Annotated in this window: 23 protein-coding genes; 18 read left to right on the top strand and 5 right to left on the bottom strand. The window is 63.9% G+C overall.

All coding sequences use genetic code 11. The features are described from left to right. Positions 1 to 53: 53 nt before the first annotated feature. The 8 genes from ubiE (at position 54) to RL_RS01900 (ending at position 10,017) form a co-directional block, all read left to right on the top strand. The gene (gene ubiE, locus RL_RS01935; protein WP_011650173.1) at positions 54 to 830 is read left to right on the top strand and encodes a bifunctional demethylmenaquinone methyltransferase/2-methoxy-6-polyprenyl-1,4-benzoquinol methylase UbiE; all 777 of its coding nucleotides are present in this window, start codon (positions 54 to 56) and stop codon (positions 828 to 830) included. 62 nt (positions 831 to 892) lie between these two features. After that, on the top strand, positions 893 to 2,467 hold the full coding sequence (gene ubiB, locus RL_RS01930) for a 2-polyprenylphenol 6-hydroxylase (protein WP_011650172.1): 1,575 nt from the start codon (positions 893 to 895) through the stop codon (positions 2,465 to 2,467). Between the two features lie 192 nt (positions 2,468 to 2,659). Next, the gene (locus RL_RS01925) at positions 2,660 to 4,246 is read left to right on the top strand and encodes an aromatic amino acid lyase (RefSeq protein WP_011650171.1); all 1,587 of its coding nucleotides are present in this window, start codon (positions 2,660 to 2,662) and stop codon (positions 4,244 to 4,246) included. A gap of 23 nt (positions 4,247 to 4,269) precedes the next feature. Then, positions 4,270 to 5,649 (top strand): dihydroorotase, encoded by a 1,380-nt coding sequence (locus tag RL_RS01920; protein ID WP_011650170.1) that lies wholly within the window; start codon positions 4,270 to 4,272, stop codon positions 5,647 to 5,649. Continuing rightward, on the top strand, positions 5,646 to 6,926 hold the full coding sequence (locus tag RL_RS01915; RefSeq protein WP_011650169.1) for a Zn-dependent hydrolase: 1,281 nt from the start codon (positions 5,646 to 5,648) through the stop codon (positions 6,924 to 6,926). Before RL_RS01920 ends, RL_RS01915 begins: the two co-directional genes overlap by 4 nt. After that, positions 6,907 to 8,004: a DUF917 domain-containing protein gene (locus RL_RS01910; protein WP_011650168.1), complete on the top strand. Its 1,098-nt coding sequence runs from the start codon at positions 6,907 to 6,909 to the stop codon at positions 8,002 to 8,004. Before RL_RS01915 ends, RL_RS01910 begins: the two co-directional genes overlap by 20 nt. A gap of 3 nt (positions 8,005 to 8,007) precedes the next feature. Next, complete coding sequence (locus tag RL_RS01905; protein WP_011650167.1) at positions 8,008 to 8,337, top strand: TfoX/Sxy family protein; 330 nt, start codon at positions 8,008 to 8,010, stop codon at positions 8,335 to 8,337. An 18-nt stretch (positions 8,338 to 8,355) separates the two neighbouring features. Next, on the top strand, positions 8,356 to 10,017 hold the full coding sequence (locus RL_RS01900) for a urocanate hydratase (protein ID WP_011650166.1): 1,662 nt from the start codon (positions 8,356 to 8,358) through the stop codon (positions 10,015 to 10,017). A gap of 17 nt (positions 10,018 to 10,034) precedes the next feature. On the opposite strand, the gene RL_RS01895 is transcribed toward RL_RS01900, so the two are convergent. Together RL_RS01895 and RL_RS01890 are read right to left on the bottom strand one after the other, a co-directional pair. Next, on the bottom strand, positions 10,035 to 10,421 hold the full coding sequence (locus tag RL_RS01895; protein ID WP_011650165.1) for a VOC family protein: 387 nt from the start codon (positions 10,419 to 10,421) through the stop codon (positions 10,035 to 10,037). After that, positions 10,418 to 11,668, bottom strand: a complete 1,251-nt coding sequence (locus tag RL_RS01890; protein WP_011650164.1) for an MFS transporter — start codon at positions 11,666 to 11,668, stop codon at positions 10,418 to 10,420. The genes RL_RS01895 and RL_RS01890 overlap by 4 nt, the downstream gene beginning before the upstream one ends. A gap of 91 nt (positions 11,669 to 11,759) precedes the next feature. On the opposite strand from RL_RS01890, the gene RL_RS01885 reads away from it, so the two are divergent. Continuing rightward, entirely contained in the window at positions 11,760 to 12,638 is an 879-nt protein-coding gene (locus RL_RS01885) for a LysR family transcriptional regulator (protein ID WP_028740549.1), read from the top strand. A 1-nt stretch (position 12,639) separates the two neighbouring features. Here the strand turns inward: RL_RS01885 and RL_RS01880 are convergent, their stop codons facing one another. Continuing rightward, positions 12,640 to 13,545 carry a LysR family transcriptional regulator gene (locus RL_RS01880; RefSeq protein WP_011650162.1) on the bottom strand — a complete coding sequence of 302 codons (906 nt, stop codon included), beginning with the start codon at positions 13,543 to 13,545 and terminating at the stop codon, positions 12,640 to 12,642. A 126-nt stretch (positions 13,546 to 13,671) separates the two neighbouring features. Here RL_RS01880 and RL_RS01875 point away from each other — a divergent pair, with 126 nt between their 5' ends. From RL_RS01875 to coaBC, 3 genes are all read left to right on the top strand, one after another. After that, positions 13,672 to 14,436: an SDR family oxidoreductase gene (locus tag RL_RS01875; RefSeq protein ID WP_011650161.1), complete on the top strand. Its 765-nt coding sequence runs from the start codon at positions 13,672 to 13,674 to the stop codon at positions 14,434 to 14,436. Positions 14,437 to 14,571: 135 nt separating this feature from the next. Next, entirely contained in the window at positions 14,572 to 15,321 is a 750-nt protein-coding gene (locus RL_RS01870) for an SDR family oxidoreductase (RefSeq protein WP_011650160.1), read from the top strand. A gap of 175 nt (positions 15,322 to 15,496) precedes the next feature. After that, positions 15,497 to 16,702 carry a bifunctional phosphopantothenoylcysteine decarboxylase/phosphopantothenate--cysteine ligase CoaBC gene (gene coaBC, locus RL_RS01865; RefSeq protein ID WP_011650159.1) on the top strand — a complete coding sequence of 402 codons (1,206 nt, stop codon included), beginning with the start codon at positions 15,497 to 15,499 and terminating at the stop codon, positions 16,700 to 16,702. Positions 16,703 to 16,712: 10 nt separating this feature from the next. Here coaBC and RL_RS01860 read toward each other — a convergent pair whose 3' ends face one another. Then, complete coding sequence (locus tag RL_RS01860) at positions 16,713 to 17,525, bottom strand: class II glutamine amidotransferase (RefSeq protein WP_028740553.1); 813 nt, start codon at positions 17,523 to 17,525, stop codon at positions 16,713 to 16,715. Positions 17,526 to 17,782: 257 nt separating this feature from the next. On the opposite strand from RL_RS01860, the gene RL_RS01855 reads away from it, so the two are divergent. The 5 genes from RL_RS01855 to RL_RS01835 all read left to right on the top strand — a co-directional run bounded on the left by RL_RS01855 (position 17,783) and on the right by RL_RS01835 (position 23,091). Then, positions 17,783 to 18,694: a pirin family protein gene (locus RL_RS01855; RefSeq protein WP_011650157.1), complete on the top strand. Its 912-nt coding sequence runs from the start codon at positions 17,783 to 17,785 to the stop codon at positions 18,692 to 18,694. Between the two features lie 332 nt (positions 18,695 to 19,026). Continuing rightward, on the top strand, positions 19,027 to 19,704 hold the full coding sequence (locus tag RL_RS01850) for a FadR/GntR family transcriptional regulator (protein ID WP_011650156.1): 678 nt from the start codon (positions 19,027 to 19,029) through the stop codon (positions 19,702 to 19,704). Beyond that, positions 19,701 to 20,993 carry a CynX/NimT family MFS transporter gene (locus RL_RS01845; protein ID WP_041936142.1) on the top strand — a complete coding sequence of 431 codons (1,293 nt, stop codon included), beginning with the start codon at positions 19,701 to 19,703 and terminating at the stop codon, positions 20,991 to 20,993. Before RL_RS01850 ends, RL_RS01845 begins: the two co-directional genes overlap by 4 nt. A 100-nt stretch (positions 20,994 to 21,093) precedes the next feature. After that, positions 21,094 to 22,623 carry a S10 family peptidase gene (locus RL_RS01840; RefSeq protein ID WP_011650154.1) on the top strand — a complete coding sequence of 510 codons (1,530 nt, stop codon included), beginning with the start codon at positions 21,094 to 21,096 and terminating at the stop codon, positions 22,621 to 22,623. A 66-nt stretch (positions 22,624 to 22,689) separates the two neighbouring features. Further along, the gene (locus tag RL_RS01835) at positions 22,690 to 23,091 is read left to right on the top strand and encodes a GFA family protein (RefSeq protein ID WP_011650153.1); all 402 of its coding nucleotides are present in this window, start codon (positions 22,690 to 22,692) and stop codon (positions 23,089 to 23,091) included. 26 nt (positions 23,092 to 23,117) lie between these two features. On the opposite strand, the gene RL_RS01830 is transcribed toward RL_RS01835, so the two are convergent. Further along, positions 23,118 to 23,699, bottom strand: coding sequence for an Lrp/AsnC family transcriptional regulator (locus RL_RS01830; RefSeq protein WP_011650152.1), 582 nt, complete (start codon positions 23,697 to 23,699; stop codon positions 23,118 to 23,120). A 27-nt stretch (positions 23,700 to 23,726) separates the two neighbouring features. Here RL_RS01830 and RL_RS01825 point away from each other — a divergent pair, with 27 nt between their 5' ends. Beyond that, positions 23,727 to 24,113 carry a RidA family protein gene (locus RL_RS01825; protein WP_011650151.1) on the top strand — a complete coding sequence of 129 codons (387 nt, stop codon included), beginning with the start codon at positions 23,727 to 23,729 and terminating at the stop codon, positions 24,111 to 24,113. The last annotated feature ends 28 nt before the right edge of the window (positions 24,114 to 24,141 follow it).

The following is a 24,141-nucleotide window of genomic DNA, read 5'->3' as shown; positions in this document are numbered from 1 at the left end:
GCGGTCTTTCGCTATGGCCGTCGCGCCCGAATCTTCAGGAACGGAGCAGTCTGATGTCAGAAAGCCGCACTTCCGCCGATGGCGGCATGGAGACCTCCTACGGCTTCCGCGAGGTGCCTGATGGCCAGAAGCAGGGCCTGGTCAACCAGGTGTTCCACAAGGTCGCCAAGCGCTACGACATCATGAACGACGTCATGTCGATGGGCATGCACCGCGCCTGGAAGGATGCGATGATCTCGGCGCTGAACCCGCGCAAGGAGCCTGGCTACAAGGTACTCGACGTTGCCGGCGGCACGGGCGATATCGCCTTCCGCATCGTCGAGGCCTCGGGCAGACAGGCGCATGCCACGGTGCTCGACATCAACGGTTCGATGCTCGGCGTCGGCGCCGAGCGGGCGGAAAAGAAGAAGCTTTCCGGCAATCTCACCTTCGTCGAGGCGAATGCTGAGGAACTGCCTTTCGAGGCAGGCAGCTTCGACGCCTATACGATCGCCTTCGGGATCCGCAACGTGCCGAGGATCGATGCGGCGCTGTCTGAGGCCTATCGCGTCTTGAAGCGCGGCGGACGGCTTCTGGTGCTGGAATTTTCCGAAGTCGATATGCCGCTTCTCGACAAGATCTACGATGCCTGGTCGTTCAACGCCATTCCGCAGTTCGGCAAGGCGATCACCGGCGATGCCGAACCCTACCAATATCTGGTGGAATCGATCCGCAAGTTCCCGAACCAGGAGAATTTCGCGGCAATGATCCGCCAGGCCGGTTTTTCGCGCGTCACCTTCACCAATTATACTGGCGGCATCGCCGCACTCCATTCCGGCTGGAAGCTCTGACGCATGACGCCGAAAAGTGTAGAGCGGTTTTCGAATAGCGTCGCGCGAGAATCAAACAGAACATGAGTACTTTCGGCGCATATTTCCGCCTTTGGCGCGTCGGCTGGGTGCTCGTGCGTGAGGGTGTCGTGTCAGCCCTTCCTTCCGAAGGGCTGCCGCCTCCGGTCGCGCTCGCCAAATCCTTCGTCACGATTTTCGAGCGAAGCAAGGCGCGGCATCAAAAGCGCAGCGACAGGCTGGCCCAGGCTGTCGAGCGGCTCGGTCCCTCTTATGTGAAGATCGGACAGTTCCTGGCAACGCGGCCGGATGTCGTCGGCGTCGAATTCGCCAACGACCTGTCGCAGCTTCAGGACCGCATGGCCTTCTTTCCCTCTGCTGCCGCCAAGGCCAATATCGAAGGCTCGCTCGGACGGCCGATCAGCGAGCTCTATGCGAGCTTCGGCGATCCGATTGCCGCCGCCTCGATCGCGCAGGTGCATCCGGCCGAGGTCGAGAGCGCCGAAGGCCGGAAGAAGGTCGCCGTCAAGATCGTGCGGCCTGGCGTGCGCCAGCGTTTTGCCCATGACATCGAGGCAATGTATCTCGTTGCTCATATGCAGGAGCGTTTCCTGCCGTCCAGCCGGCGGCTGCGGCCGGTCGAGGTAACGAAGACGCTGGAGCAGACGACGAAGGTGGAGATGGATCTTCGCCTGGAGGCGGCCGCCCTTTCCGAGATCGCCGAGAATACCGAACGGGATCCCGGCTTCCGCGTGCCGAAGGTCGATTGGGAGCGCACCGGGCGCGACGTCATCACCATGGAGTGGATCGACGGCACGAGAATGTCCGATGTCGAGGGCCTGCGCGCGGCGGGCCACGACCTCAATCTGCTTGCCGATACGCTGATCCAGTCGTTCCTGCGCCACACGCTGCGCGACGGCTTCTTCCATGCCGACATGCATCCGGGCAATCTCTTCGTCGATGCTGATGGCATGATCGTCGCCGTCGACATGGGCATCGTCGGGCGGCTGGGCAAGAAGGAACGGCGGTTCCTCGCCGAAATCCTCTATGGCTTCATCACCCGCGACTATATCCGCGTCGCCGAGGTGCATTTCGAGGCCGGCTATGTGCCCGGCCACCACAATGTCGAAAGCTTCGCCCAGGCGATCCGGGCAATCGGCGAGCCGATCCACGGACAGCCGGCCGAGACGATCTCGATGGGCAAGCTGCTGACGCTGCTTTTCGAAGTGACCGAGCTCTTCGACATGGAGACGCGGCCGGAGCTGGTGATGCTGCAGAAGACCATGGTCGTGGTCGAAGGCGTATCGCGCATGCTCAATCCGCGCTTCAACATGTGGAAGGCCTCCGAGCCCGTCGTCGGTGACTGGATCCGTACCAATCTCGGACCGAAACGGATCGCCACCGATCTCAAGGACGGGCTGAAGGCGGCGGTCAAGCTCGCCGAAGCCGTGCCGGAAATCGCAGCGAAGACCGAAAAATTCCACCATCAGCTGCTGCATATGAGCGAGCACGGCTTACGTTTCGATGCTGAGACGGCGGAGGCGATCGGCAAGGCCGAAGCGCGGCACAACCGTTCGGCCAAGATTGCCCTGTGGATCATCGCATTGACGCTTGTCTATATTGCCTGGGTGCTGAGCTGATCCGCCTGCCAAAAACATGCTGTGTTCGGCATTTGGGATATCCCATGTGACGGAGGGCTCGCTTAGTCTCGTCTTCAAAGCATGATGCCGAAAAGTGTGAGCGACATCATGCTCTGACTCTTTAATTTAGAACGGGATTCAGATTTTGGGCCGATCGGCCTAAAATCATCCCATTCTAGGGAGATATGGCACATGAAGCACGAACGCCCTGGCATCGAACTTTCCGGACGACCGCTCGGTTTTGCCGAGATGGTGACAATCGGGGCGGGCAAGGCTGCGGTTTCGGCTTCGGCGACAGGCATGGCCCGCATCGCGATCGCCCGCGAGGTCGTCGAGGATGCGATTGCCTCCGGCATGCCCGTCTACGGCTCGACGACAGGCGTCGGCGCCATGAAGGATGTGGAGTGGTCGGCCGACGAACTCGACACCTTCAATCTCGGCTTGGTGCGCGCCCATCATTTCGGCACAGGCACCCCCTTTTCCTGCAATATCGTGCGCAATGCCATGGCGATCCGTATCAACACGGCGCTGACCGGCCAGGTCGGCTGCACGCCGGAGCTGATCCAGGCCTATATCAGGATGCTCGAGGCCGATCTCATCCCGGTCGTGCGCCGCACCGGCTCGATCGGCTGTGCGGATATCGGCCTGATGGGACAGATCGGCGCGGTGCTGACCGGCGTCGGCGAAGCAATCTATCGCGGCAACCGGATGCAGGCGGCCGAGGCTTTCCAGGCGGCCGGGCTGGAACCGATGCGGATGGCGCCGCGCGACAGCCTCGCCTCGCTCAGCGTCAATGCGGTGAGCTTTGCCTCGGCAGCGGAAACGACGCGCAACGCCGCGGCCTCGATCCGCGTCCTGCTGGCAACGGCGATGATGGCGGCCGGCGCGCTCGGCGCCTCCCGCGATCCCTGGAAGGCGGTCCGGCATGTCGGAACGGCGCGCGAAGCGCTGATCGGCGCCTGGCTCTGCAATGCCTCCGACGAATGGAACTGGCCTGTGGCAACGCATGTGCAGGATCCCCTCAGCCTGCGCATGATCGCGCAGGTGTTCGGCGCGGTGATCGAGAACCTGCTATCGACCGGCCACAAGATCCTTGCCGCCACCGGGCGCTCGGACGACAATCCCGTCGTGGTCGAAGGCCGGGTGATGACGTCAGGCGGCTCTCTGCCGCTCGATGTGACGATCCTGCTCGAATCGGCCGCGCTCTGCATGGCGCATGCGGCGCGCAACGCCTTCAACCGCTGCGTCATTCTCGGCAACGGCCAGCGGCGCGACCTACCGGTCAATCTCGTGCCACCGGGGCGGATTGCCACCGGTTTCGGGCCGATCATCAAACTTGCCGGCGAGATCTTCTCGCGCGTGCTGTCGATGTCCAATCCCGTGTCGGCCCAGTCGCTGGTGGTTGCCGCCGGACTGGAGGACGAGGCTGCCTTCTTGCCGCTCGTCATCGAGCGCTTCGACCGGCAGATGCGGGCGCTGAAGCGTCTCGCAGCCCTCGAGGCACTGCTGTCTGCCCAGGCGATCGACATTCTCGGCGATGAACCGAAAGGTGTCGCCGCCATGCTCTACGAGGTCGTGCGCAAACATGCGGATTTCTATACGGTCGACCGGCCGCTTTCGGCTGAAGTGGAGGCGATCGAGGAAGAACTTGGTTCGGACGAATTCGTGACCAAGCTGACCGAGCAGGTTCCGATCGCCTCCTTCGACGATTTCTTCGCCCTCGGCTCGCTGCAGCGCATCGAGGAACGGCTAACCCATCACGAGCCGGCAGCGGTCTGATTTCCAGTTACGGAGGAAGCAGCATGGACTTCGATCTCGTTCTGCAGGGCACGGTGGTGCTGCCGGACCGCATTGTCGACGAGGGCTATGTCGCCGTGCGCGACGGCAAAATCGCCGAGGTCGGCCTCGGCGTACCGCCTGCGGGCCGCGAACGGCATCTGCTCGGAAAAGCGCTGATCCTGCCCGGTGCGATCGACGCGCAGGTGCATTCGCTTTCCCAGAAAGACCAGGAGGATTTCCTCTGGTCGACACGATCGGCAGCGGCCGGCGGCGTGACTGTCATTGTCGACATGCCCTATGACGAGGGCAATCTCGTCTGCTCGGCGGCGGCGGTGAAGCGGAAGATCGACCATGCCGGCCCGCAGGCGCTGGTCGATTACGCGCTTTACGGCACCGTCGATCCCGAAGAAGGCCCGGTGCGCATCCGTGAGATGGTGGAGGCAGGCGTTGCGGCCTTCAAATTCTCGACCTTCGGCACCGATCCGAAGCGCTTTCCGCGCATTCCGCCGGCCCTGCTCGACGCCTGCTTTGCGGCAATCGCGCCGACCGGGCTGACGGCGGGCGTGCACAATGAAGACGACGAGGCGGTGCGCACTTACATGGAACAGGTGAAGGCGAGCGGCATCACCGACTGGCGGGCGCACGGCCTGTCGCGGCCGCCGATCACCGAACTGCTGGCGATGCATACGATCTTCGAGACCGGCGCCAATACCGGCTGCCCGGCGCATGTGGTGCACTGCTCGCTCGGACGCGGCTACGATATCGCGCGCGCCTATCGCCGCGACGGCTTTGCGGCAACAGTCGAATGCTGCATCCACTACCTGACGCTCGACGAGGAAAGCGACGTGAAGCGGCTCGGCGGCAAGGCGAAGATCAATCCGCCCGTGCGGCCGCGCGCCGAGGTGGAGAGGCTCTGGCGGAAGGTGGCGGAGGGCGATGTCTGGCTGGTCTCGACCGATCACGTCAGTTGGTCGGAAAACCGCAAGACCAATCCCGACATGCTCGCCAACGCCTCCGGCGTTCCCGGCCTCGAGGTGATGGTGCCGCTTTTTGTCAAAGGTGCCGTCGAACGCGGCATTCCGCTGACATGGGCCGCCAGGCTGATGGCGGAGAACCCGGCGAAGCATTTCCGGCTCGACCATATCAAGGGCGCGCTGACCCCTGGCAAGGATGCCGATATCGTCGTGCTCGAGCCGCGCGAAAGCGTCTATGATGCCGCAGCCAGCGGTAACAACGTCGTCGGCTGGAGCCCCTATAACGGCATCCGCCTGCCCTGGACCGTCTCCGCCACCTATCTGCGCGGCGAAAAGATCGCCGAGGGCGCGAAGGTGCTGGCCAAGCCCGGCACCGGCAGGTTCGTGCGGCCGCTGCCGCGCCAGGTCATTGCGGGAGCTGAAGCATGAGCCGCAATCTTCCCGTCAATGCCAGCCGGATCGCCGAAGATATCGAGGCACTGGCCGGGATTACCGAGCCGGGGCATCCCTGGACGCGGCGGGCCTTCTCGCCGCTCTTTCTCGACGGCCGCGCCTATATCGAAGGACGGATGAAGGCGGCGGGGCTGGAAACGCGGATCGATGCCGCCGGCAATCTGATCGGCCGGCGGACAGGCCGAAAACCATGGCTCGGCACGATCATGATCGGCTCGCATTCCGACACGGTGCCGGACGGCGGCCGCTTCGACGGCATTGCCGGGGTCATCTCGGCACTGGAGGTGGCGCGCGCGCTTGTTGACCAGAATATCGAGCTCGATCACGATCTGGAAATCGTCGATTTCCTTGCCGAGGAGGTGAGCATCTTCGGCGTGTCCTGCATCGGCAGCCGCGGCATGACCGGCCAACTGCCGGAGGCCTGGCTTTCGCGGGTCAGCGACGGGCGCGACCTCGCAGAGGGCATCGCGCAGGTCGGCGGCAGACCCGATGTGCTGATGCAGCAGAACAGGCCCGATATAGCAGGCTTTCTGGAGCTTCATATCGAACAGGGCCCGGTGCTCGAAGCCGAAAAGGAGGATGTCGGCATCGTCACCGCGATATCAGGCATCACCCGTGTCGAGATCACCGTCGAAGGGCGGGCCGACCATGCCGGCACGACGCCGATGGACCGGCGGGCGGATGCGCTGGTGGCGGCGGCGCAGCTGGTGCTCGACATCCGCAATGCCGCCGCCGAGCTTGCCAAATCGCCGGGGCATTTCGCGGCGACGGTCGGCGAATTCCGGATCGAGCCGAATGCCGCCAATGTCGTGCCGTCGAAGGTGGTGCTGCTGATCGATGGCCGTGCCGAAATCCGTGCCGACATGGAAGCATTCTGCCGCTGGCTCGACGGTCATGTCGAAAAGCTGGCGGGCGCCTACGGCGTGACGATCAAGACGCCGAACCGGGTTTCCGACAATCAGCCGACGCCTGCTGATCCCGGGCTACTGTCGATGTTGGAGGCTGCCTGCGAACGTGTCGGCGCAAAACATCGGCGCATGGCCTCCGGCGCGGGGCACGATACGGCCTGGATCGCCAAGGTGGCGCCGGCGGCGATGATCTTCGTACCCTGCCGGGAAGGCCGCAGCCATTCGGCCGACGAATGGGCTGACAATGACGATATCACGCTCGGCACCGCCGTGCTTTTCGAGGCGGTGCGCGAGATGGACACGAGCTTGAATCAGGAGAGGACCGATGGGACGCATACTCGTTGAGAAGGACGTGGAAGCTGCCGTCAAGGGCGGCTCCGTCTATGCCGCCGGCGGCGGCGGCTGGGCCGATCACGGACGGATGCTCGGTTATGCCGCCGTCAATGTCGGCAAGCCGGAGCTGGTCTCGATCGACGAATTGCGGGACGAGGACTGGATTGCGACTGCGGCCGCGATCGGCGCGCCGGCCTCCACCACCCCCTGGGAAATGCAGGGCATCGACTATGTGAAATCAGTGCAATTGCTGCAGGAGGCGCTGGGTGAAAAGCTTTCCGGGCTGATCATCGGCCAGAATGGCAAATCCTCGACGCTGAACGGCTGGCTGCCATCCGCGATCCTCGGCACCAAGGTGGTCGACGCCGTCGGCGATATCCGTGCGCATCCCACCGGCGACATGGGCTCGATCGGCATGGCGGGCTCGCCCCAGCAGATGATCCAGACCGCCGTCGGCGGCAATCGGTCCGAGAACCGCTATATCGAGCTGGTTGTGAAGGGCGCGACGGCGAAGATCTCGCCGGTGCTGCGCGCTGCTGCCGACCAATCCGGCGGCTTCATCGCCAGCTGCCGCAATCCGCTCCGCGCCTCCTATGTCCGCACCCATGCGGCGCTCGGCGGCATCTCGATGGCGCTTGCGCTCGGCGAAGCAATCATCGCGGCGGAGAAGCGCGGCGGATCTGCCGTCATCGACGCGATCTGCAAGACGACGGGCGGCCATATCCTTGCCGAAGGCGTCATTACCCGCAAGGACGTCGTCTACACCAAGGAAGCCTTCGACATCGGCACGATCACCGTCGGCGCAAGCGAAAAATCGGTGACGCTGCACGTGATGAACGAATATATGGCGGTGGACGATGCGGATGGCAAAAGGCTTGCCACCTTCCCCGCCGTCATCACCACGCTTTCACCGGAAGGCGAGCCGCTCAGCGTCGGCCAGCTTCAGAGCGGCATGCATGTCTTCATCCTGCATGTGCCGATGGAGATCATTCCGCTGTCGGCAAGCGTGCTCGATCCGACCGTCTATCCCGTCGTCGAAAAGGCGATGGGGATCGAGATCGCACGTTATGCACTGGCGACGAAGGCCTGATCCATGGCGCGCGATCCCGGCTTGGAAGAACTGATGCGTGAGGAACTCGGCGGTCAGCCGGGCCTTGCCGAAAAATCGATGTTCGGCGGCTGGGCCTTCATGCTGAACGGCAATCTTCTCTGCTGCGCGCGCCAGGACGGCATGCTGATCCGTCTCGGCAAAGGGAATGACGGCTGGGCGCTGGCGCTGCCAGGCGTGATCCAGATGCTGTCGGGCGAGCGGGTGATGCATGGCTGGGTGCGCGGCAATGCCAAGGTTTATGGCGACGATGCTCTGAGACGACGTTTGCTCGATGCGGCGCTCGCCTATGTGGAATCGCTGCCGAGCAAGTAGCAAAACGAGGAACCCACGATGCCGAAGGCCAATCCACGTCATCCGAAATTTCCGATTCCCGGCGGGCCGGAACTGCGCGCCAAGGGCTGGCGGCAGGAGGCGCTGCTGCGGCTGCTCGAAAACGTGCTCTCCGTCGGCGAGGATCCCGACAACCTGATCGTCTATGCCGCGCTCGGCAAGGCGGCCCGCAACTGGGCGGCGCACAGGGGCATTGTCAAGGCGCTGACCGAGATGGAGGAGGACCAGACGCTGCTCATCCAGTCCGGCAAGCCGATCGGGCTCGTTCGAACGCATGCCAAGGCACCGCTGGTCATCATGGCGAACTGCAATATCGTCGGGCAATGGGCAAAGGCCGAAGTATTCTACGAGCTGCAGCGCAAGGGACTGATCTGCTGGGGTGGGCTGACGGCCGGCGCCTGGCAATATATCGGCAGCCAGGGCGTCATCCAGGGCACGTATGAGATCTTCATGCGCATCGCCGAGCGGCGCTTCGGCGGCGATCTCCTCGGCCGGTTCGTGCTGACGGCCGGCCTCGGCGGCATGGGCGGGGCGCAGCCGCTCGCCGGCCGCATGGCAGGCGCTGCGATCCTCTGCGTCGACATCGATCCGGAGCGGGCCCGCAAGCGCCAGCAGATCGGTTACCTCCAGGAGATCGCGCCTGATCTCGATAGCGCCCTTCAGATGATCGATGCGGCGGTGAAGGACAAGCGGGCGCTTTCCGTCGGCCTCGTCGGCAATGCGGCGGAGGTCTATCCGGAAATCGCCCGGCGCGGCATCGTGCCCGACATCGTCACCGACCAGACCTCGGCGCACGACCTCGTCTATGGCTACGTGCCGAAGGGCATGAACCTCGATCAGGTCAAGGGTCTGCGTGACGACGGCCAGGGCCAGCTGATGGCGGCAAGCCGCGCCTCGATCGTCGAGCATGTGACGGCGATGCTGGAGTTCCAGAAAAAGGGCTCGGAAGTCTTCGACAACGGCAATCTGATCCGCACGCAGGCCAAAGAGGGCGGTGTCGCCAATGCCTTCGACATTCCGATTTTCACCGAAGCCTATCTCAGGCCGCTGTTTGCCCGGGCGATCGGCCCATTCCGCTGGATGGCGCTATCGGGCGAGGAGAGCGACATCGCCCGGATCGACGACCTGCTGCTCGAAATGTTCCCCGACAACAAGATCATCACCAACTGGATCCGGCTGGCGCGCGAGCACGTGCCCTTCGAGGGGCTGCCGGCCCGCATCGCCTGGCTCGGCCATGGCGAACGCACGGCACTCGCCCGGCGCGTCAATGCGCTGGTGGCGAGCGGCGAACTCAAAGGCCCCGTCGCCTTCTCCCGCGACCATCTCGATGCCGGCGCCATGGCGCATCCCAATATCATGACCGAGGGGATGAAGGACGGCTCGGACGCGATCGCCGACTGGCCGCTGATTGACGCGATGATGCTCTGCTCGTCGATGGCCGATCTGGTCGTCATCCATTCCGGCGGCGGCGGCTATGCCGGCTACATGACGAGCTGTGGCGTCACCGTCGTCGCCGACGGCACGGACGACGCTGACGAACGGCTCGACCATGCGCTGACCAACGATACGGCGCTTGGCGTCATGCGCTACGCCGATGCCGGTTACGAGGAGGCGCTGGATGAGGTGGCGAAGAAGGACGTGCCCTATATCCGGCTTGGTTGATGTGCGGGAGGCGGACGTCAGGCAATCAGATTGGAGACCTCGATGAGGTTGCCGTCGGGATCCCTGAAGTAGACCGAGCGCAGACGTCCGGTCGCACCGGTGCGCTCGACGGGACCCTCTTCGATCGCAACGCCCGCGGCCTGTAGATCAGCGATGACATCGGCCAGCGGTGTCTCGGCGATGAAGCAGAGGTCGCCGGAGCCGGGTGTGGGATGTGTCGCCTTGGGATCGAATTCGTGTCCGGCCTGATGCAGGTTGATCTTCTGCCCGCCGAATTTCAGTGCTTTTCGGCCTTCCGCGAAGGTTTCGACCGACATGCCAAGGATGCGGGAATAGAAATCGCAGGTGATGGCGATATCGGCGACGGTCAGCACGAGATGGTCGAGACGGTCTATGCGGATCATGCTTTTCTCCTCGCGAGGTGCTGGGCAAGACAGGCGGAGACAAAGGCCAGCGCCAGCATGGCAAGCGTGAAGATAACGACAGCGGCCCAGCCTTCAACCGCGAAGAACCAGCCGCCCGCCGAACCCATGAGGCTGGAGCCGACATAATAGGCGAGCATATAGAGCGACGAGGCGTGGCCCTTGGTGCCATGCGCAAGCTTGCCGACAAGGCCGCTGGCAATGGAATGGCTCATGAAGAAGCCGGTCGTCAGCACAATGATGCCGAGGATGATAACCGGGAGAGAGGCTGCGAGCGTCAGTGCGCTGCCGGCGGCGGTAAGCGCCAGACCGAAGAGAAGCACGGAAAAGTGCCCGATCCGGTCTCCCAGCAGGCCGCCGATCGAAGAGGCGCCGATGCCGAAGAGATAGACGGTGAAGATCAGGCCGAGTTCGGTTTGGTTGAGGCCATAGGGCGGCGCCATGAGGCGGAAACCGGCATAATTGTAGATGGTCACAAAGGATCCCATCGCCAGGAAGGCGATGGCGAAGATGAAGGGCAGCGCCGGATTGGTGAGATGGCCGAGCCAGGCTTTTGCATGAAAGCGCGGATCGAAGCCCGGCCGGCGGACGAAATTGCGTGACGGCGGCAAGAGGGCGATGAAGCCGATCGCGGCGGCAAGGCCGATGGCGCCGATGATGAAGAGCGCCGGACGCCAGGTGAGATATTCGGCGAAGATGCCGGTCAGCACGCGGCCGGACATGCCGCCGAAGGCCGTGCCGCCGACATAGAGGCCCATGGTGGCGCCAAGGCCTCGCGGATCAATTTCCTCGGCGAGATAGGCCATGGCGACGGCCGGCACGCCGCCGAGAACGAGGCCTTGCAGGGCGCGGATGACGAGCAGCAGGTGCCAATTCGGGGCAAAGGCCGTGGCGATGGTCAGCAATGCCGCGCCGACCAGCGATATCGACATCAGGCTGCGGCGGCCAAGGCCTTCCGAGACGGCGGCGGCACAGACGATCGCGACTGCGAGGGAACCGGTGGAGAGCGAGAGCGACAGCGAGCTTTCGGCCGGGCTGACGGAGAATTGCTGCGAGAAGATCGGCAGCAGCGGCTGCACGCAATAGAGCAGCGAGAAGGTGGAGAAGCCGGAAAGGAAGAGCGCCAGGCTGGCGCGGTGATAGGCGCCGGTGCCACGGGTCAGGTATTGCTTCTGCCCTGGGATTGCGGCTGTCTCGGCGGTCTTCACGGCATGCACTGACGTCGGCATATCTTCATCCTTCCGGTCTCCGATCTAGTCAACGCCACTCCATTTGTCCAATATATGAAACTGGCGATTCCGATAGGTTTTGGAGATGGCGATGGAGTTGCGGCATTTGAGGTATTTTCTCGCGGTGGCAGAAGAAGGCAATTTCACCCGTGCCGCCGGCAAGCTCGGCATCGGGCAGCCGCCGCTCAGCCAGCAGATCCGCGATCTGGAGAGGGAAGTGGGTGCGGCGCTGTTTCACCGCGTGCCGCACGGCGCCGAATTGACGGCAGCGGGTACGGCCTTCCTCGGCGAGGCAAAGGCGTCGCTCGCGGCCGCGGAAAAGGCGAAGCTTGCGGCGCAAAGCGCCAATCGCGGCGAGACCGGCCGGCTGTCGCTCGGTTTCACCGCCTCCTCCGCCTTCAATCCCGTGGTCAGCACGACGATCCGCCGCTTTCGCGCGTGCTGGCCGGAGGTGCAGCTATCGCTGACGGAAATGAATACGCTGGCGCTGATGCAGAAGCTGGAACGCGGCGAGCTGGACGCCACCTTCATGCGCCCCAGCCTCGACGATCCCGCCGGTATCCGGCTGCGGCGGCTGCCGGATGAGCCGATGGTGATCGCCCTGCCCGCCGGCCATCCCTTGGCACGGCGCAGCAAGCTACCGCTTGCGGCGCTGGCGGACGAACCCTTCATCCTCTTTCCGCGGCTCGTGGGCTTGAGCCTCTACGACGATGTCGTGCTTGCCTGCCGCAAGGCGGGATTCGAGCTGACCGTGGCACAGGAGGCGCCGCAGATTTCATCGGTCGTCAATCTGGTGGCGGCCGATCTCGGCGTCTCGATCGTGCCGGCCTCGATCTCGCAGATCAAGCTCGAAGGTGTGGCCTACCGGCCGATCGAGGGGCCGCCGGCCGTGGCGCGCCTGGCGCTGGCAATCCTGAAAACACATCGTTCGCCGGTCACCGAGAACCTGATCAGCCTGCTGAGTACATGAGTTAACCCACCGGATCCCAATAGGGCGGATCGCCGAAGCTCTTCTTCAGGTGGTCGGCGATGGCGCGGAGCTTGGCGGAGGGATTTCGGCCCTCGGGATGTGCCATGTAGATGAATTCGGCCTCCGGCTTGTGGCCGACATCGATTTCGGCAAGCCGGCCCTCGCGGATGGCCGGGCCGGCGATGAAGGCTGGCAGCAGCGCGATGCCGAGCCCGGCAATCGCGGCGTCGCGGAGCATATCGCCATTGTTGATGCCGAGCGCCAATTTCGCGCGCACGACGATCGCACCGTCGAACGTCTGGAACCGCCAGTCGGCAACGCCGCGATTGGTGTAGAAGATGCCGCGATGGCTGTTGAGATCAGCCAGCGACGACGGAATTCCCTGGCGGGCGAGATAATCCGGTGAGGCGCAGAGAAGGCGGCGGCTATGAGCGAGCTTCCAGGCGACCAGCCGGCTATCGGCGATCGGGCCGTTGCGGATGATGGCATCATAACCGTCCGAGGCGGCATCGACGCGCCGGTCATCGATATCGAGGGTCAATTCGATCTCGGGATGTTCGGCAAGAAAAGGATAGAGCGCCGGGCCGAGATGCATGCGGCCGAAGGTGACGGGGGCGGCGATACGGATCGGGCCGGACAGCGTTCCGCGCCGCTCCGCCATATCTGCCGCGGCTTCCTCGATCTCGCGCACGATGCGCGCGGCGCGCCCAAGGAAGACCGTGCCATCCTCCGTCAAAGTGAGCTTGCGCGTCGTTCGGTGCAGCAGCATGCCGCCCAGCGATTTCTCCAGTTCCGCCAGCCTTTCGCTGACGACGGATTTGGATAGCCGCAGGCGCCGGGCCGCCTCGCTGACCGAGCCCGCCTCAACCACGGCGACGAAAGCCGCAATACCTTCGATCCTGATCATCGTTCGGCTTTTCCGAATTCGAATTCCCCAATCTGAAGACTAATCCGAACGAAAGGAAAATGCCATCTTCCCTTCATCGAAAGGGACGGCAGGGGCCGCCTCACCTTAAACCCAGGAGATGGAACCATGAACCGCTTGAACAACAAGGTCGCGATCGTCACCGGCGCAAGCTCCGGCATCGGCCGCGCCACGGCAAAGCTCTTCGCCGCCGAAGGCGCCAAGGTCGTCGTCGGCGCCCGCCGCCAGGGCGAACTCGACAGTCTCGTCGCCGAGATCAAGGCAGAGGGCGGCGACGCCATCGCCATTGCCGGCGACGTGCGCTCGGAAGACTATCACAAGGCGCTGGTCGCCGCCGCCGTGACGAAATACGGCAAGCTCGACATCGCCTTCAACAATGCCGGCACGCTCGGCGAAGCCGGTGCGAGCACCGGTGTTTCGGAAGCAGGCTTCAGCGAGGCGCTGGCGATCAATCTGACGGCCTCCTTCCTCGCCGCCAAGCACCAGATCGGCGCAATGGTGGAAAATGGCGGCGGCTCGGTGATCTTCACCTCGACCTTCGTCGGCTACAGCTTCGCCTTTCCGGGCGTTGCCGCCTATGCCGCCAGCAAATCCGGCCTGATCGGCCTGACACAGGCGCTTGCCGCCGAATTCGGCCAGCAGGGCGTGCGCGTCAATGCCATCCTGCCGGGTGCTGTTGATACCGACATGTATCGGGACATGAACGACACGCCTGAGAAGCAGGCCTTCGTCACCAATCTGCATGCGCTGAAGCGTGTCGCGACACCCGAAGAACTCGCCCGCTCGGTTCTCTATCTCGCCTCCGACGATGCGAGCTTCGTCACCGGCACGGCATCGCTGGTCGACGGCGGCGCCTCGATCACCCGCAGCTGAGACGGCAGGGCGCGATTATCCGCTGCGGGTTGGTGATCCTTCAACGCGCCGGCTTATCGCGCCGCTTTTTTCAGAGCATTCTCCCATCCAACAACAACGGGCCGCGGCCCAAAATTCGATCAAAGGAACGTCATCATGTCACGCCTCCAGAACAAGACAGCCCTCATCACCGGCGGCACCAGCGGCATCGGTCTCGAGACCGCCCGCCAGTTCATCGCCGAGGGCGCCCGCGTCGTCGTTACCGGCAGCAGCACGGCAAGCGTCGAGGCGGCCCGCGCCGAACTTGGCGGCAAAGCCACCGTCATCCAGGCCGATGCCGGCAATGCGGTCGGCCAGAAGGCCGTCGCCGATAGCGTGAGAGAGGCTTTCGGCACGCTCGACATCCTCTTCGTCAACGCTGGGGTCGCCGAATTCGGGCCGCTGGAACAGTGGAGCGAAGCCGCCTTCGACAAGTCTGTTGATATCAACGTCAAAGGACCGTTCTTCCTGATTCAGTCGCTGCTGCCGATTTTTTCGAAGCAAGCCGCGATCGTGCTCAACACCTCGATCAACGCCCATATCGGCATGCCGAACTCCAGCGTCTATTCGCTGACGAAGGGCGCGCTGCTGACGCTTGCCAAGACATTGTCGGGCGAACTCATCGGCCGCGGCATCCGCGTCAACGCCGTCAGCCCCGGTCCGATCGCCACGCCGCTTTACAGCAAGCTCGGCGCTTCGGAAGCCCAATCCAAGGCGATGGCCGAGCAGATCCAGGCCCAGATCCCCGTCGGCCGCTTCGGAAATCCCAGCGAAGTCGCCAAGACGATCGTCTTCCTCGCCTCCGATGAGGCGGCCTATATCGTCGGTAGCGAACTCATCATCGACGGCGGGATGAGCAACCTCTGACCCACGAGCGCGGCGGGACCAGCTGCCGCGCTGCTTGCCGGCTTCGGCATGGCGATCGCGATCGTCATGCAGCGGCTACCCGAGCAGGTCCGCTGCATGTCGTCGGCGCGATTGCATGTTCTCCGCCAAAGGCTTAGGGTCGAGGACGGTCAGAAAAGGCGACGGGTAGAAGGCCATGGCTCTCAGCGGCAAACGCATCCTCCTCATCATCTCCGGCGGCATCGCGGCCTATAAGAGCCTGGATCTGATCCGCCGGCTGCGCGAGCGCGGCGCGAGCGTGCGCCCTGTGATGACCAAAGGCGCCCAGGAATTCGTCACGCCGCTTGCCGTCGGTGCACTGGCGGCGGACCATGTCTTCCTCGATCTGTTTTCGCGGCAGGACGAACAGGATATCGGCCATATCCGCCTGGCGCGCGAATGCGACCTCGTGCTGATCGCCCCTGCCACCGCCGATCTGATGGCGAAGATGGCGAACGGGCTTGCCGACGATCTCGCCTCGACCGTGCTTCTGGCGACCAACAGGCCGGTGCTGGCCGCACCGGCGATGAACCCCGCCATGTGGGCGCATCCGGCGACGCGGCGGAATGCGGCGATGCTCAGAGCCGACGGCATCCGCTTCGTCGGGCCGATGGCCGGCGAGATGGCGGAAAGCCGGGAGGCCGGGCTCGGCCGGATGGCGGAACCGCTGGAGATCGTCGCTGCTGCCGAAACCATGCTCGACGATGGAGATAAGCCGCTCAAGGGACGCAAGGCAATCGTCACGTCAGGACCGACGCATGAGCCGATCGATCCGGTGCGCTATATCGCCAACCGCTCCTCCGGCCGGCAGGGCCATGCGATCGCCGCAGCCCTTGCAAAGCTCGGGGCGGAGGTGACGCTGGTGTCAGGGCCGGTAACAATTGCGGACCCCGTCGGCGTAAACGTCGTGCATGTCGAGCGGGCAGAGGAAATGCGTGATGCCGTGCTTGCGGCGCTGCCGGCCGACATCGCCGTGATGGTCGCGGCGGTTGCTGACTGGCGCGTAGCCTCGGCGGCCGACCAGAAGCTGAAGAAACATCCGGGCGAATCCATTCCGACGCTGGCGCTGACCGAGAATCCGGACATCCTGAAAACCGTCGGCCATCATACGATGCGGCCGAAACTGGTGATCGGCTTTGCCGCCGAGACGCAGGACGTGGAAATCAATGCGAAGGCGAAACTCGAGAGGAAGGGCGCCGACATGATCGTCGCCAATGACGTTTCTCCCGCGACAGGCATCATGGGCGGCAGCCGCAACAGGGTCAAACTCGTCCGCCGCGACGGGGTCGAGCAATGGCCTGACCTGGCGAAGGAAGAGGTTGCCGAACGGCTCGCGGCGCTGATCGCCAAGCAGTTCAGCTAACGCCGAGAGTTTAGGCAGGAATAGCCACGCGCAGCGGTTTGGCGGCACTCCGCTTCTCCGGCCGGAAGTCGGCGACGTCGATGCCATCTTTACCGACGGTGACGGCGCTGCCATCCGGAATTTCAGCCCAGGCATCGACATCGTCGTTCAATGGTTCCGACACAAGGCAATAGCCCGCGCCGACGGGAGAAGCATAGAGCGTCGGCGCCTTGCGATCGGTCGCGTAGCGGATGGCATAAAGCGCCTTGCCGTCGGAGAAGGCAGCGGTAAAGCGCAGCAGGATCGAGCCGATGACGCTTTCGGCCAGATCCTCGATCACACCGATCATTTCCGCCATCGCGGCGACCGGCGCCTCGCGCAGGCCGAACTGCAGCGCCAGCAGGAACATCAATTCGGAATCGGTCGTGCCGCCGCGGGCATTGAACAACTCGTCGTCGAGCATCGCCTCCATCGGCCGGCGCAGGCGCTCGAAGCCGGAGATCTGGCCGTTGTGCATGAAGGACCAGGTGCCCTGGGTGAAGGGGTGGCAGTTGTCGCGGCGCGTGCCGCCGCCTGTGGCAGCCCGGACATGGGCGAGGAAGAGCGGCGAACGGATCTGCCGCGCCAGGCTCTTCAGATTGCAATCCGACCAGGCGGGCAGGATATCGCGGTAGCGGCCGGGCTCGGGTCTATCGCCATACCAGGCAATGCCGAAGCCATCGCCATTCGTCGCGGTCTTGGCGCGGGTGGCGCAATGCGACTGCTCGATCAGGGAATGGGCGGGCGAGGATACCAACTCCTCGAGATAGAGGGGGTCTCCGCGATAGGCTGCCCAGCGACACATGGCTCTTTGCTCCGGAACCCGCCGCATCGGCGGAAAATGCTGAAACGACAACTGAATTGTCGAATATCGTCGCTAATAACAGCTTAACGCCCTGCCGGTTTGCAAGTGAAACATGACGATTTCTTGACGTCTGACCTCTTCAAATTCGGCGAAACGCTGTGTTCTTTTGTGAACACTGCGTTGTCTGTCCCGCAGACTTCGCGCCCGGCAGCCGGGCGGCTATAGTCGCCGCCAAGTTGAACCCCTAGGAGGACGCCATGTCGATCCGCCCCGTCAAGCATGAAAGTACTGCCACACCGACCATGGAAGGCGCCGGCGTCAAGCTGCACCGCGTCTTCGGCTTCGGCGATCCCGCGATGACCGATCCCTTCCTGATGATGGATGATTTCCGCAACGACAATCCCGCGGAATATATCCGCGGTTTTCCCTGGCATCCGCATCGCGGCATCGAGACGATCACCTATGTGCTCGCCGGCACCGTCGAGCACGGCGACAGCTTGGGCAATAGCGGCCTGCTCGGCGCCGGCGACATCCAGTGGATGACGGCCGGCAGCGGCATCATGCACCAGGAGATGCCGAAGGGCGATTTTGCCGGCCGTATGCACGGCTTCCAGCTCTGGGCGAACTTGCCCTCCTCGCTGAAGATGACGCCGCCGCGCTACCAGGACGTCAAATCCATCGATATCCCTATCGTCGTCGATGATGACGGCACGGCGGTGCGGGTGATCTGCGGCGATTTCTGGGGCAAGGCCGGTCCGGTCGATGGCGTCGCCGCCGAGCCGATCTATCTCGACGTTTCGGTGCCGCCCGGCCGGAAGAAGCGCCTGCCGGTCGATACCTACCGCAATGCCTTCGCCTATATCTTCGCCGGCTCCGGCACCTTCCGCGATGCATCGAAACCCTTCGGCGTGCGCGTCGAGAAGGAAGTCGACGGCGAGGAATTGAATATCCGCGACATGTCCGGCAACCGCACGCTCGTGGTCTTCGACAGCGGCGACGAAGTGACGGTGCAGGCAGGCGACCAGGGCATCCGTTTCCTGCTTGTCTCCGGCAAGCCGATCGAGGAGCCGGTTGCCTGGCACGGCCCGATCGTGATGAATTCGCGCGAGGAAATCATGCAGGCGATGCGCGAACTGCAGAACGGCACCTTCATCAAAGCTGCGCACTGAACGCATTTCTCTCTTGCATCTGCGAAGAATCGGCCTACTTTTAAGTCATCAGCAACAGAACGAAAGGAAGGTGATCCAATGTCTAATGAGATTTCGGACCTCGTAACGGGCATGGAAGAGGTGACGAAGGCGAGGCAGCCCTCGCTCTAATCCCCGCCTTCCTGGGGCTGCATAGACAGTCCAGGCCAGTTTGAGGCCAAACTCATGGAAAGGGTCGCTGAGGCGGCCCTTTTTTATTGTCTTGATGCCTTTATTGTCTCGATGCCGGGCGTTGACGAAAGATCGAAATCCCACTACTCATAAAGTCATCAGATGACTTTATGAGTAGTGGGATGAGAGCGCTCAGCAAGACCAATCTCGCCGATGAGGCGATCGAGGCGATCCGCGGCGACATTCTCGGCAAACGCTGGGCGGTCGGCGAGAAATTGCCGAATGAGGCCTCCCTGTCGGCCATGCTGTCCGTCAGCCGCGGCACGGTGCGCGAGGCGGTGCGCGTTCTCGTCTCTCAGGGTTATCTCGAGACAAGGCAGGGTTCGGGCACCTATGTCCGCGCCACCAGCGATGCCGGCCGACCGCTGACGATGGCGCGGCGCGCCAGCCTGCGTGACCAGTTCGAGGCGCGCCTGGCGCTCGACGTCGAGGCCGCCCGGCTGACAGCGATCCGCAAGACGCCGGAGATTGTTGCCGGGCTTCGCAGGCTGCTTGCCGAACGCGGCAATTACGACGGCGGCAACCAGGCCGCCTTCATCGAACGCGACCTCGCCTTCCACAAGGCCGTCATCGCCGCTTCGGGCAACCGGGCGATGATCGAGATCTACGATTTCTTTTCGGCCTCGATCGCCGACACCATCGCGGCGACGCTCGGCAAGGATATTCCGGAACCCGATATGCAGGCGCATGCCGAGATCGTCGACGCCATCGAAACCGGCGATCCCGACAAGGCGGATGCGGCGGTGCGCCGCTTCATGGCGCCGGTTCTTGCCGCGCTCGAGCGGATGATCCTGTCATGAACACGCCTGCCAACCATGCCGCCAGCGCGCTCGACGCCGCCGACGAATTGCTGATCGATGCCGAGGCCGGCAGCCTTCCGCCGCCGCAGGCCACGCCGGTGCGGGGAGCTGCGGGTCGTTTTCTGCTGGGCGCAAGCCTGGTGCTGATCGCCTTCAACCTGCGCCCGGTCTTCTCCAGCGCCTCGGCGCTGCTGCCGGAAATCCGCTCGGAGCTCGGCCTCAGCGCGCTGGGCGCCAGCCTGCTGACGACGCTGCCGGTGGTCTGCCTCGGCGCCTTCTCGCCGCTTGCGCCCCGTCTTGCCCAGCGCTTCGGAACGGAACGCACGCTGCTCGGCGTTCTCCTGCTTCTGGCGCTCGGCACGGGTTTGCGCGGGCTTTCCTCCGTGCCGCTGCTCTTCATCGGTACGGCCCTTGCCGGCGCCTGTATCGCCGTCGGCAACGTGCTGCTGCCGGGGTTGGTGAAGCGGGATTTCGCCGGGCGCGCCGCGCTGATGACCGGCTTCTATACGATGGCGCTCTGCGCCGGGGCGGCAAGTGCCGCCGGGCTGACGCTGCCGATCGAGCACGCGCTCGGCGGCTCTCTCGAGGGCGCCCTCGCCGTCTGGGCGCTGCCTGCCCTCATCGTCAGCCTGCTCTGGCTGCCTGAGGTTCTTCGCAGCGGCAGGCAGGCAAGACGGAACGGCTTCCACGTCAAAGGCCTCTGGCGCGACCGGCTCGCCTGGCAGGTGACGCTGTTCATGGGGCTGCAATCGGCACTTGCCTATTGCGTCTTCGGCTGGCTGGTTCCGATCTTGCGCGAACGCGGGCTCGACGGCGTCACCGCCGGGGCGATCGTTTCCCTGTCAGTGATGGTGCAAGCGGCATCCTGCCTGATCGTGCCGCATATCGCCGTCCGCGGTCGCGACCAGCGGCTGATCAATGCGAGCCTCTGCGGCGTCGCCGTCACCGCCCTGCTCGGCCTGCTCTTCGCACCGCTTTCGACGGTCTGGCTATGGGCGGTGCTGCAGGGCATCGGCCAGGGTGGGCTGATCGCGGCGGCCATGACGACGATCGTGCTGCGCTCGCGCGATCCCGATGTCGCCGCCCATCTTTCCGGCATGGCGCAATGCGTCGGCTACCTGCTCGCCGCCATCGGCCCGCTCATCGTCGGCCTCATCCGCGGTTGGACCGGCAGCTTTTCCTGGTGCGCAGCCCTGTTCGTCGCACTCGGACTGGGCGCGGCGATCAACGGCTGGAAGGCCGGCCGGGCGGTCGAGATCAATGTCCATGCCGCCGAAAAGGACGGTTGATCCGCCCGCTCACCTGTCCATCACCATCTCTTGATGCCGGTCGTCGGCCGCGGATGCTACGCTATCTCAGCCTCTCATCCCGACCGCCGGAGGAAACATCTTGCGCATACGAACCCTGTTTCTGCTCGCTACGTTTATGGCGTCGCTGGCACCTGCCCTGTCCCATGCACAGGAAAGCAATCAACCGAGGGCAAATGTCCAGAGCGGCGCGCGCGACGGCGTGCTGAAGCTGTTGCCGCCCGATTCCGTCACCGAGCATGCGCTGACGATCGGCGACCGGAAGTTTGCCTATACCGCCACCGCCGGCACGCTGGATCTCTTCGGCCAGGACGGCGCGCAGACCGGCGCGATCTTCTACACCGCTTATGTCGCAAGGGATAGCGGGGCGAACCGGCCTCTGACCTTTGCCTTTAACGGCGGACCGGGTGCCGCTTCCGCTTATCTCCATCTCGGGCTGGTCGGGCCGAAGGTGCTCGATTTCGGGCCGGATGGACGTGACGGCGCCAATGCGAAACTCGTCGACAACCCGCAAAGCTGGCTCGATTTCACCGATCTCGTGCTGATCGATCCGATCGGCACCGGCTGGAGCCGCACGACAAAGGCGGATGACGCCAACTATTACAACGTCGACGCCGACGCCCAGAGCATTGCCAAGGCGATCGCGCTCTATGTCGCGCACAACAACCGCTCCACCTCGCCAAAATATCTTCTCGGCGAAAGTTATGGCGGCTTCCGCGCCGCCAAGGTCGCCTCCGTGCTGCAGCAAAGCCAGGGCATCATCGTCGCCGGCGCAGTGATGCTTTCACCCTTGATCGAGGGCCAGCTGATGTTCAATGCCGATCAGTTCGCGCTCGGCGCGGCACTGGAGCTGCCGTCGCTCGCCGCCGCCGAACTCGACCGGCACAAGGCCTTTGACGAAGAGAAGCAGAAGGAGGCCGAAACCTTCGCGCTCGGAGACTATCTGACGACGCTCGCCGGGCCGCCGCCGACGGGGGCCGATGCCGCCGCCTTCTACGGCAGGATCGCTCGCCTGACGGGCATCCCCGAGGATATCGTCAGCCGCAACCGCGGCTTCCTCGGCAGTTCCTTCGTCAAGCATTCGGACGCCGGCAGCGGCGAGGTGATGAGCTCCTACGACGCCTCCTTTGCAGCACCCGATCCCTACCCGGAATCGGATTACGATCGCGGCGACGACGCCATCCTCGACGGTTTCACCCGCGCCTATGGCGGCGCCTTTGCCGATTACGCCCGCAACGAACTCGGGTTCAGGACCGAAATGACCTATTCTCTGCTCGACGGCGATATCAGCCGACGCTGGGAATGGGGCGGCGGACGCGGCGGCGGATCGCGCTTCCAGGCCAGCGCCACCGACGACATCCGGCAACTGCTCGCCGCGAACCCGGCCTTCCATCTGCTGATCGCACATGGCTACAGCGATGTGGTGACGCCTTATGGCGTCAGCCGCTACGTGGTCGACCATCTGCCGCCCTCGCTCGCCGGCGGCCGTGTCGGACTGAAGCTTTATCGCGGCGGCCATATGTTTTATACAAGAGCTGAACAGCGGGCCGCCTTCACGGCGGATGCAAAAGCCTTCTACGCCACACATTTAGCCGCTCAGCCGGCGGACTAAAGCGCGGCGAGTCTTTGTCGCTAAACCGCTGTACAGTTTTGCGCGACCTGCTTTGGGGACTTGCCGATGCATATTACCGGAGGATGCCACTGCGGCGCGATCCGCTATCAGGCGGAGATCGACCCGCAGCGGGTGTCGATCTGCCATTGCACCGATTGCCAGCGGTTGACGGGCTCGGCCTATCGCATCACCGCGCCGGCGCGGCCGGAAAGTTTCACGCTCACTTCAGGCGAGCCGAGAGGCTACGCAAAATATGGCGACAGCGGTGGTCTCAGCCGGCAATTCTTCTGCCCGAATTGCGGATCGCCGCTCTACCGCACGGACGGCGAAGGCGGCGCGATCGGCATTCGCGTCGGCAGCATCGACCAGCGGCAGGAACTGGTGCCGAGGAAACAGATATGGTGCCGCTCGGCCCTGCCCGGAGTGGAGAATATCGAAACGCTTCCACGCTTCGAGGGCGAGGATTAGGCTGGCCTCGGCTTAACATCCCGCCTTCATTCCGGCAGAGGCATGTCCGGCCAGCTATCGGTGACGCCGGCCTGTACGGGACGCTCCAGATAGGTGGAAAGCGCAATATAGCTGCGGGTGCCGGTGACGCCGGGAACGGCGTGGATCTGGGCGAGAAAAGCTTCCAAGGCCTGCGGGCTGGCGGTGCGGACCTTGAAGAGAACGCTGGTGTCGCCGGCGACCGAATGCATCTCCTCGACCTCGGGAAACTGCAGGACCTGCATCAGTCGCTCGCTCTTGCCCCAGCCGGCCGCCTCCACATGCACGAAGGCAAGCAGCGGCTTGCCAAGCGCTGCGCCATCCAGCGCAGCATGCACGCCCTTGATGGCGCCGGATTGCCTCAGGCGACGCACCCGTTCATGCACGGCCGGCGCCGACAGGCCGACCGCTTCGCCAAGCCTGGCATAGCTCTGGCTGCTGTCGGCGGCGAGCGCGGCTAATATTCTTCGGTCGAATGCATCGATGACCGGCTGCTGCCTGCGTCCCAGCCGAAGATCGTCTGTATTTTTCGCCATTCCGCAAACTCCCCTTTCTGCCGAAGAATAATCGCCGATACTGACATTCTTCAATAGGATATTCGGAAGAGGAGGAATCTCATGGAGATGATCGCGCACAATCCGGCAAACGGGATCTATGCGGCGAGCCCCGATTACATCCATGCGCTCGAGGTCAGGCAATCGTCCCGGCTGCTCTTCGTCAGCGGCACCATGGGTCTCGATCAACAGGGAATGGCGGCGGCGGATCTGGAGGGCCAGTTGGAGCTCATCTGGTTCAATCTGCGCGCCATCCTCACCTCCGCTGATATGACGGTGGACAATATCGTGCGGCTGACGAGCTATCTCAGCGACGGCGTCTTTATGGAGGCGAACCAGAATGCCCGTGTTCGGGCGCTTGGCGGCCGCGCCGTGCCGACCACGGCGATCATCGTCGAAACGCTGCGCGACGACTGGCTGGTCGAGATCGAAATCATCGCCGCCGGCTGACGGCAGATCGGCCGCCGCACCGCAGGGG

Source organism: Rhizobium johnstonii 3841, from assembly GCF_000009265.1.
Taxonomy (GTDB): Bacteria; Pseudomonadota; Alphaproteobacteria; order Rhizobiales; family Rhizobiaceae; genus Rhizobium; species Rhizobium acaciae.
This window is presented reverse-complemented; position numbering and strand designations above follow the sequence as displayed.

Excerpts from the sequence above, each read along its gene's own strand:
- RL_RS01835 (WP_011650153.1), top strand. The coding sequence starts at position 22,690 with ATGCATATTACCGGAGGATGCCACTGCGGCGCGATCCGCTATCAGGCG.
- RL_RS01910 (WP_011650168.1), top strand. The coding sequence starts at position 6,907 with ATGGGACGCATACTCGTTGAGAAGGACGTGGAAGCTGCCGTCAAGGGC.
- RL_RS01895 (WP_011650165.1), bottom strand. The coding sequence starts at position 10,421 with ATGATCCGCATAGACCGTCTCGACCATCTCGTGCTGACCGTCGCCGAT.
- ubiE (WP_011650173.1), top strand. The coding sequence starts at position 54 with ATGTCAGAAAGCCGCACTTCCGCCGATGGCGGCATGGAGACCTCCTAC.
- RL_RS01920 (WP_011650170.1), top strand. The coding sequence starts at position 4,270 with ATGGACTTCGATCTCGTTCTGCAGGGCACGGTGGTGCTGCCGGACCGC.
- RL_RS01900 (WP_011650166.1), top strand. The coding sequence starts at position 8,356 with ATGCCGAAGGCCAATCCACGTCATCCGAAATTTCCGATTCCCGGCGGG.
- RL_RS01855 (WP_011650157.1), top strand. The coding sequence starts at position 17,783 with ATGTCGATCCGCCCCGTCAAGCATGAAAGTACTGCCACACCGACCATG.
- RL_RS01870 (WP_011650160.1), top strand. The coding sequence starts at position 14,572 with ATGTCACGCCTCCAGAACAAGACAGCCCTCATCACCGGCGGCACCAGC.
- RL_RS01845 (WP_041936142.1), top strand. The coding sequence starts at position 19,701 with ATGAACACGCCTGCCAACCATGCCGCCAGCGCGCTCGACGCCGCCGAC.
- RL_RS01915 (WP_011650169.1), top strand. The coding sequence starts at position 5,646 with ATGAGCCGCAATCTTCCCGTCAATGCCAGCCGGATCGCCGAAGATATC.
- RL_RS01860 (WP_028740553.1), bottom strand. The coding sequence starts at position 17,525 with ATGTGTCGCTGGGCAGCCTATCGCGGAGACCCCCTCTATCTCGAGGAG.
- RL_RS01825 (WP_011650151.1), top strand. The coding sequence starts at position 23,727 with ATGGAGATGATCGCGCACAATCCGGCAAACGGGATCTATGCGGCGAGC.
- RL_RS01905 (WP_011650167.1), top strand. The coding sequence starts at position 8,008 with ATGGCGCGCGATCCCGGCTTGGAAGAACTGATGCGTGAGGAACTCGGC.
- RL_RS01890 (WP_011650164.1), bottom strand. The coding sequence starts at position 11,668 with ATGCCGACGTCAGTGCATGCCGTGAAGACCGCCGAGACAGCCGCAATC.
- RL_RS01885 (WP_028740549.1), top strand. The coding sequence starts at position 11,760 with ATGGAGTTGCGGCATTTGAGGTATTTTCTCGCGGTGGCAGAAGAAGGC.
- RL_RS01875 (WP_011650161.1), top strand. The coding sequence starts at position 13,672 with ATGAACCGCTTGAACAACAAGGTCGCGATCGTCACCGGCGCAAGCTCC.
- ubiB (WP_011650172.1), top strand. The coding sequence starts at position 893 with ATGAGTACTTTCGGCGCATATTTCCGCCTTTGGCGCGTCGGCTGGGTG.
- RL_RS01880 (WP_011650162.1), bottom strand. The coding sequence starts at position 13,545 with ATGATCAGGATCGAAGGTATTGCGGCTTTCGTCGCCGTGGTTGAGGCG.
- RL_RS01925 (WP_011650171.1), top strand. The coding sequence starts at position 2,660 with ATGAAGCACGAACGCCCTGGCATCGAACTTTCCGGACGACCGCTCGGT.
- RL_RS01850 (WP_011650156.1), top strand. The coding sequence starts at position 19,027 with ATGAGAGCGCTCAGCAAGACCAATCTCGCCGATGAGGCGATCGAGGCG.
- coaBC (WP_011650159.1), top strand. The coding sequence starts at position 15,497 with ATGGCTCTCAGCGGCAAACGCATCCTCCTCATCATCTCCGGCGGCATC.